This window comes from Burkholderia sp. ABCPW 111 (assembly GCF_000773065.1).
In the GTDB taxonomy this organism is placed as follows: domain Bacteria; phylum Pseudomonadota; class Gammaproteobacteria; order Burkholderiales; family Burkholderiaceae; genus Burkholderia; species Burkholderia savannae.
Genome location: NZ_JPWT01000001.1, coordinates 323599 through 335489 on the forward strand (window position 1 = coordinate 323599; position 11891 = coordinate 335489).

The 11891-nt window shown below is 69.8% G+C and carries 13 protein-coding genes; 1 reads left to right on the forward strand and 12 read right to left on the reverse strand.

All coding sequences use genetic code 11. From position 1 onward, the window contains the following. Nucleotides 1–7 precede the first annotated feature (7 nt). The 12 genes from X946_RS01330 to X946_RS34870 form a co-directional block, all read right to left on the reverse strand. Nucleotides 8–391, reverse strand: a complete 384-nt coding sequence (locus X946_RS01330; protein ID WP_038743219.1) for a DUF3613 domain-containing protein — start codon at nucleotides 389–391, stop codon at nucleotides 8–10. Between the two features lie 21 nt (nucleotides 392–412). Next, nucleotides 413–1405, reverse strand: coding sequence for a tetratricopeptide repeat protein (locus tag X946_RS01335; RefSeq protein WP_038743221.1), 993 nt, complete (start codon nucleotides 1403–1405; stop codon nucleotides 413–415). A gap of 36 nt (nucleotides 1406–1441) precedes the next feature. After that, nucleotides 1442–2464, reverse strand: coding sequence for a type II secretion system F family protein (locus X946_RS01340; RefSeq protein ID WP_038743223.1), 1023 nt, complete (start codon nucleotides 2462–2464; stop codon nucleotides 1442–1444). 5 nt (nucleotides 2465–2469) lie between these two features. Next, nucleotides 2470–3459: a type II secretion system F family protein gene (locus X946_RS01345; RefSeq protein WP_038743225.1), complete on the reverse strand. Its 990-nt coding sequence runs from the start codon at nucleotides 3457–3459 to the stop codon at nucleotides 2470–2472. After that, nucleotides 3452–4792, reverse strand: a complete 1341-nt coding sequence (locus tag X946_RS01350) for a CpaF family protein (RefSeq protein ID WP_038743227.1) — start codon at nucleotides 4790–4792, stop codon at nucleotides 3452–3454. The genes X946_RS01345 and X946_RS01350 overlap by 8 nt, the downstream gene beginning before the upstream one ends. Before the next feature lie 3 nt (nucleotides 4793–4795). Continuing rightward, nucleotides 4796–6034 (reverse strand): fimbrial protein, encoded by a 1239-nt coding sequence (locus tag X946_RS01355; protein ID WP_038743229.1) that lies wholly within the window; start codon nucleotides 6032–6034, stop codon nucleotides 4796–4798. A gap of 60 nt (nucleotides 6035–6094) precedes the next feature. Continuing rightward, nucleotides 6095–7420 carry a type II and III secretion system protein family protein gene (locus X946_RS01360; protein WP_038743231.1) on the reverse strand — a complete coding sequence of 442 codons (1326 nt, stop codon included), beginning with the start codon at nucleotides 7418–7420 and terminating at the stop codon, nucleotides 6095–6097. Nucleotides 7421–7483: 63 nt separating this feature from the next. Beyond that, nucleotides 7484–8395, reverse strand: coding sequence for a Flp pilus assembly protein CpaB (cpaB, locus tag X946_RS01365; RefSeq protein ID WP_038743233.1), 912 nt, complete (start codon nucleotides 8393–8395; stop codon nucleotides 7484–7486). An 88-nt stretch (nucleotides 8396–8483) separates the two neighbouring features. Then, the gene (locus X946_RS01370) at nucleotides 8484–8951 is read right to left on the reverse strand and encodes a TadE/TadG family type IV pilus assembly protein (protein ID WP_038743235.1); all 468 of its coding nucleotides are present in this window, start codon (nucleotides 8949–8951) and stop codon (nucleotides 8484–8486) included. After that, nucleotides 8948–9448, reverse strand: coding sequence for an A24 family peptidase (locus X946_RS01375; RefSeq protein ID WP_038743237.1), 501 nt, complete (start codon nucleotides 9446–9448; stop codon nucleotides 8948–8950). Before X946_RS01375 ends, X946_RS01370 begins: the two co-directional genes overlap by 4 nt. 81 nt (nucleotides 9449–9529) lie before the next feature. Continuing rightward, entirely contained in the window at nucleotides 9530–9727 is a 198-nt protein-coding gene (locus X946_RS01380) for a Flp family type IVb pilin (protein ID WP_161788620.1), read from the reverse strand. A 468-nt stretch (nucleotides 9728–10195) separates the two neighbouring features. Next, the gene (locus X946_RS34870) at nucleotides 10196–10387 is read right to left on the reverse strand and encodes a hypothetical protein (protein ID WP_161788621.1); all 192 of its coding nucleotides are present in this window, start codon (nucleotides 10385–10387) and stop codon (nucleotides 10196–10198) included. Here X946_RS34870 and X946_RS01390 point away from each other — a divergent pair. Further along, entirely contained in the window at nucleotides 10364–11887 is a 1524-nt protein-coding gene (locus X946_RS01390; RefSeq protein ID WP_038743345.1) for a collagen-like triple helix repeat-containing protein, read from the forward strand. The two genes, X946_RS34870 and X946_RS01390, sit on opposite strands and share 24 nt — an antisense overlap. Nucleotides 11888–11891: the final 4 nt, after the last annotated feature.

Sequence of the window (11891 nt, forward strand, 5' to 3'; positions counted from 1 at the left end):
GCGGCCCTCACTGAGAATGCGACGCCGGCGCGAGAAGGGAGTCCGCCCCGCCGCCACCGCCACCGCCGCCCATGCCCGCCGCCGATCCGTAGAACGCCGGGATCTTCGTCTTGAACGACTCGATATAGCGTGCGTACGCAAGCGACGCCGCCTCGCCGATCATCGGCTGCGACGGCGCCGCGTCGCGGTTGCTCGCCTGCAATTCGAACCACGTCTGCGTCGCGTGGCCAATCTCCGATGCGGGCGGCGTCGCGGCTTGCGGCGATTGAGGCGCTTGCGCGCATGCCGCGCCCGTCGCGGCCGCGAGCGCGGCCGCGAGCGTCGCCGCGCGCAGCGCGCGGGCGCGTCCGGAGCGGGCCGCCGCGGTCTTGGTTTGGTCATGCGTCGTCATATCGGCTCCGTGTCACGTCTGTCATTGCGAGAATCGCTGCAAGAGCGGCACCGTCGGCTCGAAGGCCGACGCGGAAGCGGACGCGACGGGCGCGGGCGCTCCCGCGACGGTCGCCTCCCCCTTGCCGCCCGCCGCACCTGCCGCACCCATCGCACCCGTTGCGCCGACGATGCCGATCGCGCCAGCGCCGGCACCGGTCCCCGCCGCACCGGCGGCTCCCGCCGCCCCCGCCGCCCCTGTCTGGCCCGCCGCATTCGGCGCGCCCGGGCGCGCGAGCGCGCGTTGCCGCGCACGCGACGCAGCCGCGATCTTCGCCGCGTCGTTGCGGATTTCCGTTCGTACCGCAGGCGCGAGCTTCAGCTGATTCATCAGGCCGAGCGCGTCGCGCGTCTGCCCGGTCGCGAGCAGGAAGAGCGCGAGGTTGCTCAGGATCTTCGGATTGTTCTGGTCGAGCTCCGCCGCCTTCATCAGCGGCACGCGCGCGAGCGCGACGTCGCCGCCGCGCATCCGCGCGTATGCGAGATCGGACAGCGTCGGCGAATCGGTCGGCGCGAGCGCCGCCGCCTGCGCGAGCGCTTGCGACGCGGCGTCGAAGTCGCCCGACGCGCCGGCCAGCAGGCCGAGCCCGCGATAGCCGCGCGCGGCGAGCGGCGTGCCGAGCAGCTGCTTGTACGCGACCGCGCTCGCGGCCGGCTGGTCGGTCGCGCGCAGCGCATCGGCGCGCAGCAGGATCGTGTCCGGCGACACGCCGTACTGCTTCTCGTACGCATCGATGTGCGCGAGCGACGCGAAATAGAGCCCCTGCGACTGCATCCGGCCGATGAGGCCGAGATACATGCCGGGCGTGTCGGGCGTCGCGTTCTTGTCGGCCGCGGCCTGCATCAGCGCCGCTCGCTCGGCCTGCGCGCCGATGCCGTAGCCCGACTCCTTGAACACCCCGCACGCGGCGAGCGACAGCGCGAGCGTCGCAAGCGCCGCCGTCGTCATCATCTTTGAAAAGCTGTTTCGTCTCATGTCGTGCCTTCCTTCATTGCGCGCCGGCCGATGTGGTCAACGGCGCGCGGCCGTGAGCGCATGCGTCACGGCGAGCATCCCCGGCCCCGCCGTCACGATGAAGAGCGCGGGCAGCAGCGTGAGAATCATCACGCCCGTCATCTTCACGGTGAGCCGGCCGATCCGCTCGCGCAGCATCGCGCGCCGCACTTCGCGCAGCCGGTCGCCGAACTGCTTGAGCGGTTCCTGCACCGCGCCGCCGTGCTTGTCGACCTGAATCAACAGGCGCACGATCGCGCGCAGGTCCTCGTTGTCGAAGCTCGTCGCGAGGCGCTGCAGCGACTGCTCGCGCGCCCGGCCCGCGGCGAACTGCCGCTGGGCGATCGCGAGCTCCGACGACAGCACCGGCAGCATCCCCCTGAAATCGTTCGTGACGACCTGGATGCTCTGGTCGAGCGACAGCCCGACGCCCTGCAGCAGCCGCAGCATGTCGACGAGGAGCGGCATCTCGTCGACGACGGACTGGCGGCGCGCCGCCGCACGGCGGCGCACATGGATCTTCGGCAGCATGAAGCCGGCGATGACGGACATCGCGACCCACGCGCTCAGATGCGTGCGGACCGTCTCGCCGCCGACGATCGCCGCGGCGGCCGGCAGCGCGATGGCGCACGCGATCCGCGCGCTGAGGAAGATGCCGCGCGTGTGCGCGTCGACATAGCCGCACTGCTCGAGCAGCATCCGGTCCTCGTCGGCGACGATCTGCTTGCCGAGCCGCGTGTCGAGCATCCGCATGCCGAACGTGCCCGCGCGGTCGAGCAGCGTCGCGAAGCGCGCACGGCGCGCGACCGGCGCCGGCTCTTCCGCTGCGCTCGCGCGCGCCGCGCCGCCGGCTGGCGCGGCGCGCGCCGTCGTGCGCGCGACGGCCGCCTCCAGCGCGGCCGCGCGCTGGCCGAGCGCGTCGGCGAGCGCGCGATCGGAGCGCTGCGCGAGCACGATCCGCATGATCGCGAGCACGGCAAGCAGCAGCACGCCGAGCGCGCCGAGAACGAGCGCGATTGCGCCGAGACGGCTGGGGTCCATCGTCGTCACCTCAATCGGGCCAGCCGGTACAGCCAGTAGCCGCCGGCGATCTGCAACATGAACGCGAGATACACGAGCTGCCGGCCTGACGGATCGAGCCACATCGTGCTGAAATATTTCGGGTTGGTCGCGATCACGAAGCTGCCGAGGCCGATCGGCAGCAGGCCGAGCACCCACGCGGACAGCCGCGTCTCCGCCGACATCGCGATCAGCTCCCGCTCCGCCTGCTCGAGGTCGCGCATGAAAACGGCCATCCGGTCGAGCATCACGTCCGCGCGGCCGCCGTACTTGACCGACAGCCGCAGCACCGAGCCGACGAGCTCGAATTCCTTGATCCGGTAGAGCGCCGCGATGTGGACCATCGCGCGATCGATCTCGACGCCCGAGCGCAGCATCCGCGACACGTGGTCGAGGCAGCCGCGCAGCGGCGCCTCGGTCGTCTGCAGCGTCGCCTGGAACGCGGCGGGCACGCTGTTGCCGAGCGTGACGAGCCGCACGATGCCGTCGAGGAACGACGGCAGTTGCCGGACGATCTGCATGCGCCGCTTCTGTATCCGCGACACAAGCCAGAACAGCACGAGCGTCGCGCCGGCCACGAGCACCGCGACGGCCGCGAGCCAGCCGGCGCGCAGGCCCATCCACAGCGCCGCGACGCCCGTCGCCGCGACGAGTGCGACGAGCGGCGTGCGGATCTCGGGCACGCCCGCGCGGTTCGACACGTTGAGCCATGCGTGCGCCACGCGCTCGCGCCACCGCGTGAGGCCCTCGGCGGGCTTCGCGCCCGGCGCGTCGCCCGCCGCGGCCGCGCGCTTGGGCTCGCCCGCGAGCGGCGCCTTCGGCGGCGCGCCCGGGCGCGCGCCGGGCTCGAGCCGGCTGTCGATGTAGCGCGCCGCGTGCGCGCGCTCCTTGGTCGCCTCGCCGCGCCGCCACAGCGCGAGCGCCCCGGCCGCGCACAGCAGCGCGAGCGCGAGCGCCCAAAGCGCCGCGCTAGACATTGAAGCCCCCGCCGCGGCCGAACGGCTCGCCGCCGAAGCCGCCGCCCGCGAGCGCCTGCCTGAAGCGCGCGAGCTTGGGCGAATGCGGATGGATGCCGAGCGACTCCCACGCGTCGGTCTCGTCGCCGTCCGCGTTCACGCGCGGCTCGTAGCGATAGAGCTCCTGCGTCGCGATGATGTTGTCGGACAGCCCCGTCACTTCGGTCACCGACAGGATGCGCCGCCGCCCGTTCGACAGCCGCCCGATCTGCACGATGAAGTCGACCGCGTTCGCGATCTGCCGGCGCAGGCTCGATTCGGTGCCCTGAAAGCCCGCGAAGCCGGCGAGCATCTCGAGGCGGTACAGGCATTCGCGCGGCGAGCTCGCGTGGATCGTGCCCATCGAGCCGTCGTGGCCCGTGTTCATCGCCTGCATCATCTCGAGCACCTCGCCGCCGCGCACTTCGCCGACGATGATCCGGTCGGGCCGCATCCGCAGCGTGTTGCGCAGCAGGTCGCGGATCGTCACGACGCCCGTGCCGTCGAAACCGCCCGGCCGGCTCTCGAGCCGCACGACGTGCGGGTGGTTGAGCGACAGCTCGGCCGTGTCCTCGATCGTCACGACGCGCTCGGCCTCGGGGATGTGGAACGCGAGCGCGTTCAGGAGCGAGGTCTTGCCCGAGCTCGTGCCGCCCGACACGAGGATGTTGCAGCGCGCCGCGACCGCGGCCTCGAGCAGCGTGCCGATCTCGTCGTTGAACGTGCCGTTCGCGAGCAGATCGGCGGGCTTCAGCGGGTCCTTGCGGAACTTGCGGATCGACACGACGGGGCCGTCGATCGACAGCGGCTCGATCACGACGTTCACGCGCCCGCCGTCGGGCAGCCGCGCGTCGACCATCGGATTCGACTCGTCGAGCCGCCGGCCGATCGGCGCGAGGATGCGCCGCACGATCCGCAGCAGGTGCGCGTTGTCGGTGAAGCGCACAGGCAGCTTCGCCAGTATCCCGTGCTTCGACACGTACACGTCGCTGTAGCCGTTGATCAGGATGTCCTCGACGTGCGGATCGGCGAGCAGGTCCTCGATCGGGCCGAAGCCCGCGAGCTCCTTCGTCAGCGCCTGCGCGACCGCGCGCACTTCGTTTTCGTTGAGCGGAATGCGGCGCAGCCTCACGAAGCTGTCGATCTCGAGATCGACGAACTGGTTGATCGCCTGCCGCGACCAGCGCCCGAACTCCGCGCCCAGCTCCTCGATGCGCGTCAGCAGATGTTCGTGCGCGGCGTTCTTGATGTCGTGGAACTGCTGCGTTTGCGAGAACGGCGTCGCCCCGTCGGCAAATTGAATGTCGTGTGCCATCTCTTACGACCGCTTGGAGGTGGGTTGAATGAAGCGCCTGAGCGCGGAAAGACCGCTCGCCGGACGCGATGCGGCGGCCCCCGAGCCGCCCGTCGCGCACTCGACGAGCGGCTCGAGCGCGCGCACGTACGGATCGCGCTCGGCAACGTCGACGATCAGCTTGCCCTGATTGGCCGCATGCCCGATCGGCACGCGCCGCGACGGCAACGTCGCGGCGAGCGCGAGGCCGAGGCGCTCGGCGATCTGCGCGGGCGCGAGGCCGAGCGCCGGATCGTATTGGTTGACGACGAGACGCACGCTGTCGGTATCGACGCCCGCGTCGCGCAGCGACTCGAGCAGCTCGACGGCCGACACGATGGAAGCGACGCCCTGGTCGCACACGAGCCACGATTCGTCGGCCGCGTTCGCGGTCTGCACGACGAAATCGCGGTTCGAGAAGCCGCCCAAGTCGACGATCTGGTAGTCGAAGAACGCGCGCAGGCGGTTCAGGAGCCCGACGCACGACGCGTACGACACGTCGCGCAGCCCGGCGAGGTTCGGCGGCAGCGACGTCAGCGCGACGCCGCTCGCGTGGCGCGCGAGCGCCGTGTTGACGAAGGTCCGGTCGAAGCGGCGCAGGTTGCGCACCGCCTCGACGAAATCGAATTCGCAGCGCGTGTTGAGGAACAGCGCGCCGTCGCCCGCCGGCAGCCCGAGATCGATGAGCGCCGTCTGCCGCCCTTGCGCGGCCGAGCGCCGCTGCAACAGCACCGACAGGTTCGCGGCGAGCGTGCTCGCGCCCATCCCGGCGCGCGCGCCGAGGAGCGCGATCAGCCGGCCGTGGCGGCTCGGCTGGTCGCCGACGTGGTCGAGCAGCCCGCGCGTGATCCGAAGCGCGTCCTCGGCGGGCGCGGAAAAATCGATGAAGTCGCGCACGCCCGCGCGCAGCGCGGCGAGCGCGCTTTCCGGCTCGCCGAGCGAGCCGAGCGCGACGATCGGCAGCCCCGGATGCGACAGGCGCACGGCCGCCGCCACGGCGCTCGCCGCCTGCGCGTGGCCGCCCGAGAAATCGACGAAGACGAGCACCGGATTGAGCCCGGCGATCCGCTGAGCGAGCGCCGCCGGCTCGAGCGGCGCGGCCTCCACCGCGCCCGCCGAAACGAGCGTCTGCGCGAGCCAGCGCACATGCTCGCCCTCGAGCGACGCACAGACGAAGTAGTCGGTGACGGCGGGCTCAGCCAAAGATAGTGTTCTCGCGTTCATGATGAAGCATCCCGGTTGCGCGCCGCGTGGCGGCGCTCGCGCTGTCGTGACGTCGCGCACTCATTTCGAGAATCCCGGCCCCGCGTCCGGCGACAGCACGCCGCCGAGATACGACCGCCACACGGGACCGTCGCGCTGCTCGGACAGCTCGCCGGGCGTCGCGGGCAGCGACGCGTTCTTCGCGATCGGCGCGACGAGATGCGGCGTCACGATGATCACGAGTTCCTTGTCGTTCTGCTGATAGCTCAAATTCTTGAAGAACGTGCCGATGATCGGCAGGTCGCCGAGGAACGGCACCTTGTTGACATTCGACGTCGTTTCGCGATCGATCAGCCCGCCGATCACGAAGCTCTCGCCGTCGCCGAGCTCGACCGTCGTGTCCGCGCGGCGCGTCGTGAGCGCGGGCACCGTGATTCCGTTGAGCGTGATCGAATGCACGAAGTCGAGCTGGCTCGACTCCGGCGCGACCTTGAGCGCGATCCGGCGCGGGCTCAGCACGGTCGGCGTCAGCGTGAGGCCGACGCCGTAAGGCTTCCAGTCGATCGACGTCGTGCCGAGCCCCTGCGGCACCGGCACCGGAATCTCGCCGCCCGCGAGAAAGCTCGCGCTCTGCCCGGACAGCGCGACGAGCGTCGGCTGCGCGAGCACGCGCGCGAGGTTGTTCGCCTCGAGGATCGACAGGTCGGCGAAGAGGCCGCGCGTCGCCGAGCCGACGATGAGATTGAACGCGGAGGCGATCGGGATGTTCGCCGACACCGACATCGACGACGTCCCGCCGCCCGTCACCGACGCGAGGCCGGACGGCGCGAACGAGCCGAACGTGAAGCCGTTGTTCTGCTTGAAGAGGTTCAGGCCCGCCTGCTTGAGCACCGAGCGGCTGAACTCGACGACGCGCACGTCGACCTGCACCACGCTCTTGCCGCCGACCGTCGACGCGTCGACGACGCCGCCGTCCTTGCCGGCCATCCCCTTGCCGAGCGCGAGCGCGCGCGCATGCGCGTCGAGCGTCGCGGCCGAGCCGGACACGACCGCCGTGCCGTTGTACGCCTTCACGCTCGGCGAGCCGGAATCGAGGAGCTCGCGCGCGGCGCCGCTCACGACGTCGACCGTGTACACTGCCGGCTCGTCGCGGCCGCGCTCCCACACCATCAGGCTCGTCGAGCCGGCCGCCTTCGCGACGAGCAGCACGCCGCCGCGCCCGCCCTTGACGACGAGCACGTCCGCGACGTTCGGATCGCCCACCGCGACCCGCTGCACGCCGCGCCCGACGGCAATCTGCCGCTGCGCGCCCGTCGCGAGCTCGATCGTCCCCATCTGCGCCGCCCGCGCGGCGAACGACAGCAACACGCCGAACGCCATCGCCCATGCAATCAGTTTATTTTTCATCGTGTCGGAGACCGGCGCGAGCCGGCCCTCTCCCTGCCGTCACTGTTCGAATCCACTCGTCGATCAATAGGCGACCGTCTCGGCCCGCCCACCCCGAATCACTTCGATGCTGCCGCCCGCGCGCGGCGCGGCCGCCGCCGTGGCCACCCGCGCGGGCGCCGCGCGCAGCGTCTGCGCCGGCACGCCGCCGCTGCCCGACAGCTCGCCCAGCACGAGCCCGCCCGCCGCCTGATTCGAAGGCCCACCCGCGCTCGATGCGCGCATCGCGACCGTCTGCGCGGCGACGTCCTCGTCGCGCGGGCTGCGCAGCGCGAGCACGAGCCGGCCGCTCGCTTCGGCGAGCGTGAGCGCGTCGACCTGCGCGGTCGGCACGGCGAGCACCGCGGTGCGCGCGCCCGCGCCCGTCGGGCCCGGCGAGCCGTCGCGATCGGCCGTCGCATCGCCGAACGACAGCACGCGCACCCGCGACAGCAGCAGCCGCGCCTGCGATCGCGTGATCTCGGAGCCGTTCGAGCCGAAGCCGGCTTCGCGCTTCAGATTCACGAACACGTCGACGAAGTTGCCGGGCCGCAGCCGATTGCCGACCGCGTTCGTGTCGTCGACCTTGATCGCGATCGCGCGCTCGCCCGGCGCGATCTGGTCGGCGAGCCCCGACATCAGTTCGCTCTCGAGCACGGGCGCCTGCGCGACGATATCGCTCGCGGGGATGCGGCCCGTGACGAGCATCGGATTCGGGAATGCGCCCGCGATCGGCGTCGGCGTCTGCTGCACCTTCAGCGCATCGGCGGGAATCGGCTGCCCGGCCGGCAGCGCGCGCTTCGCGACGACGACGGGCACCATCGCCGTGGCGACGGCGGGCGCGGCAACCGGCGCGGCGGGCGCGGGCTTGCGCCCGAGCAGCCACGCGTAAATGCCGAGCAGGATCGCGATCCCGATCAGCAGCCCCGCGACGATCTTGGTCAAGTGATTGGCCATGGTTGTTATCAGTGCAGCGCAAGAGAAGTCGTTGGAGAAGGCCGCCGGCGCACGGCGCGGCGCGGCGGCCCGGCCTAGTCGATCGCGTTCATATGATATTCGTCGGGTTGATCTGCACCGTCGCCTGGCTCGTCAGCGCCGTCGGCAGCACCGCGTTGAAGAGCGCGACCGTCGGCACGAGCGGATTGGCCGCGTACGGATACGTGACCGTCACCTGGATGCAGTACATCGTCGAGTCGTACGAGCACGTGAAATTCTGCGAGGTCGAGCACGTCGCGCCCGACAGCCAGCCCGTCAGGTTGTTCGCGGCCGTGCACGCGGCCGCGGCGCGCAGGCCGAGCGCCGCCGCGGGCGTTTGCGCGACCTGGTAGTTGAGCGCCGCGCGCGCGCCCTCCGTCGCGGCGAGCGTCAGGCTCTGCTGCGCGGCGAAGATCATTCCGTACGTGATGATTCCGTAGAGGATCATGAAGAAGACGGGAAACAGGATCGCGAATTCGACCGCGGTCGCGCCGCGCTGGCGCCGTAACGACGCGAACCGCCCGAGCGCGCGCTTCATCGCGTGCCTCCGGTGTGAATCAGGTAGACGAGCCACGCGGCGGCGGGCGCGACGAGAAACGCCGCATAAGGCGCGGAGCGGTGCGCGCCGAGCGCGAACGCGGGCGCGCCGCTGCGGCCGAGCGAGCCGAACGGCGTGCGGCTCAGGAACATGAGGCCGAGCGCGTGAATGCCCGCCGCGACGCTCGCGACGATCCACAGCCACGGCAGCGCCGACAGGCCGCACCACGCGCCGAGCACCGCGAATACCTTGACGTCCGCGGCACCCATCACGCGCAGCGCGAAAAACGGAAAAAGCGAAACCAGGCCGACTACCCCGCCGATCAATGCGCCTGTCAACGTCGTATTGAATGGGTTTTGTCGGCAGACTGTAAAAATGATAACGGCGGCAAGACCGACAAGCACCAATTCGTTGGAAATACGGCGATCGCGACAATCGGAAATTGCAACGGCCGCAGTCCAGGCGAAAAAGAATCCAATACTGAAGAGGTGAATCATTTCAACCCCGGCCGCCCAGCAACGTTTGCGGATTGCCGAAGCAATCCGCAATTCGTGATAACGCGCAATTGGATGTGAAAGTCAAGCCGCTGGCAATTTGCTGGCGATCGTGCTGAACAGCGCGCTCAGATCGGTACCGAGCGTGCCGACGGTCGTCGCGATGGCCACCGCGATGAGACCCGCGATCAACCCGTATTCGATCGCGGTTACCCCTGCGTCCTCATTAAGGAAGCGCTTCATCAGTTGTTTCATGTTGATCCTCGTGCCTTGAGTCTTCACTGGCCTTGCTTTTCGCTATCGGCCGACCTTGCCCCGCCAGTCCGACTTTAATGCCGGCTCGGGCGGTTTGGTTATAACTCTTTTTTCAAGAGTTTCTAACAATTTGATACAAGTTAACATTCATGTCGGCGGCTCCCTCCTCGTATTCCCTGATGTACTATGTCGTACAAATTACGCACGGGCGCATCATATATCCGAACTTTTTTTCGTTCCACATCTTTGTCAATTTTGATCAGACATTATGACAGCGCGCACGCTTATTTTTACGGCCTATCGGTAGCCCTTACCCATAAGGACTTACGATAGGTTAGATCTACATATCTAATCCATTAGTAAATCAGACGATTCAAATATCGATGAATCGTGCCCTGCATTTGTCGCACGTTACGCCGCACGCGTAACGCAAAGCGCGCGGCGTTACGTTACGAACACATAAAAACACGCCCGCCGCACGCGCCTTCCCCTTCATCACCCGAAACCTCCCGTTCGCCTCAAATCCTTTACCGACAAGGGTTTGCTGGCCATCTCCTCACGCACCGAAAAGACCGTCCAGCGAAATGGCACGCCAGTTGCAGAGAAGTCGTCCGCAGGGGCAGCACACCAATGAACAGACAACACACCAATGCGAGGACGATGATGAATATTCAGACCATTTCTCATGGCACGCTCCGGACGACTTTGATCGCGGCCACCGTGGCAGCCATGCTCTCCCTTTCCGCTTGCGGCGGTTCCGGCACGATCAGCAAGGGCCTCGACGGCTCGGGCTCCGGCTCCGGCGGCGGCAACGCGATTTCCACGACGGGCGACGGTTCGGGTTCGGGTTCGGGCGGCACGAGCGGCTCGGGCGGCTCGGGTTCCGGCGGCAGCGGCGGCGCCGGCTCGACGGGCGGCCTGTCGGGCGGCGGCGGCTCGACCTCCGGCGGCGGCTCCACGTCGGGCAGCGGTTCGACCTCGGGCGGCACGTCGACTTCGTCGAGCGTCAACGCGCTCGGCACGGTCGCCGGCAACGCGGGCGGCATCATCAGCGGCGCCGGCTCGACCGTGTCGGGCCTCGGCACCGTCGTCGGCAGCCAGGCGCTGCCCGGCGTGAACCCGCAGACGACGCAGGCGCTCGGCGGCGTCGTCCAGAGCCTCGGCGGCGCGGTCGGCGCGCTCGGCTCGGGCGTGACGAGCGGCATCGGCCAGCTCGGTTCGTCGACCAATCCGATCGGCACGACCGTCGCGAGCACGGGCGGCGTGGTCAGCCAGCTGGGCGGCGCCGTCACGCAGACGGGCAATCTCGTCACGAGCCTCGGCACGGGCCCGCTCGCGCCGCTGTCGCCCCTCACGTCGCCGCTCGGCGGCGCCGTCAGCACGCTCGGCAACGCGATCACCGCGGGCGGCACGACGCTCACCACCGCGCTGTCGACAGGCCCCGTCCAGCAACTGACGCAGACGGTCAGCTCCGCGATCACGCCGATCACGTCGATGGTCACGGGCGCGACGCAAACGGTCGGCAACGTGACGGGCCTCGGCGCGCCCGTCAACACGCTGCTCGGCACGATCGGCGGCGGCCTGAACCAGGCCGGCGCGCTGATCTCGAAGACGGGCAACAACCCGGTCACGACGGGCCTCGGCCAGACCGTGTCGGCCACCGGCAACACGATCACGTCGGTCGGCGGCCTGCTGACGGGCGGCACCGGCTCGACGAATCCGCTCGCGCCGATCACGGCCGCGGTCGGCGGCCTGACGGGCACGCTGAGCGGCGTGAGCGGCGCAACTTCGGGCACCCCGCTCGCGCCGCTCACGAACGTCGTGTCGACCGTCACGGGCGCGCTCACGGGCGCAACCGGCGGCACGACGGGCTCGAGCAACCCGCTCGCCCCCGTCACGGGCCTCGTGTCGACCGTCACCGGCGCGCTCACGAGCGCAACGGGCGGCGCGACGACGTCGACGAGCCCGCTTGCCCCGATCACGAACCTCGTGTCGACCGCGACGGGCGCGCTGAGCGGCGCGGCAACGGCGGCACCGGCGACGAGCTCGACGTCGACCGCGACGAATCCGGTCGCGAGCCTCACCGCGCCGCTGACGGGCACGAGCACCGGCACGAGCGGCACGACCAACCTGCTGTCGCCCGTTACGTCGCTCGTCGGCGGCCTGCTCGGCGGCATCAAGAAGTAACAGG

What these genes read in the sequence shown, in the direction of transcription:
- X946_RS01330 (WP_038743219.1), bottom strand. Translation starts at nt 391, where the DNA reads ATGACGACGCATGACCAAACCAAGACCGCGGCGGCCCGCTCCGGACGC.
- X946_RS01335 (WP_038743221.1), bottom strand. Translation starts at nt 1,405, where the DNA reads ATGAGACGAAACAGCTTTTCAAAGATGATGACGACGGCGGCGCTTGCG.
- X946_RS01340 (WP_038743223.1), bottom strand. Translation starts at nt 2,464, where the DNA reads ATGGACCCCAGCCGTCTCGGCGCAATCGCGCTCGTTCTCGGCGCGCTC.
- X946_RS01345 (WP_038743225.1), bottom strand. Translation starts at nt 3,459, where the DNA reads ATGTCTAGCGCGGCGCTTTGGGCGCTCGCGCTCGCGCTGCTGTGCGCG.
- X946_RS01350 (WP_038743227.1), bottom strand. Translation starts at nt 4,792, where the DNA reads ATGGCACACGACATTCAATTTGCCGACGGGGCGACGCCGTTCTCGCAA.
- X946_RS01355 (WP_038743229.1), bottom strand. Translation starts at nt 6,034, where the DNA reads ATGAACGCGAGAACACTATCTTTGGCTGAGCCCGCCGTCACCGACTAC.
- X946_RS01360 (WP_038743231.1), bottom strand. Translation starts at nt 7,420, where the DNA reads ATGAAAAATAAACTGATTGCATGGGCGATGGCGTTCGGCGTGTTGCTG.
- cpaB (WP_038743233.1), bottom strand. Translation starts at nt 8,395, where the DNA reads ATGGCCAATCACTTGACCAAGATCGTCGCGGGGCTGCTGATCGGGATC.
- X946_RS01370 (WP_038743235.1), bottom strand. Translation starts at nt 8,951, where the DNA reads ATGAAGCGCGCGCTCGGGCGGTTCGCGTCGTTACGGCGCCAGCGCGGC.
- X946_RS01375 (WP_038743237.1), bottom strand. Translation starts at nt 9,448, where the DNA reads ATGATTCACCTCTTCAGTATTGGATTCTTTTTCGCCTGGACTGCGGCC.
- X946_RS01390 (WP_038743345.1), top strand. Translation starts at nt 10,364, where the DNA reads ATGAATATTCAGACCATTTCTCATGGCACGCTCCGGACGACTTTGATC.
- X946_RS34870 (WP_161788621.1), bottom strand. Translation starts at nt 10,387, where the DNA reads ATGAGAAATGGTCTGAATATTCATCATCGTCCTCGCATTGGTGTGTTG.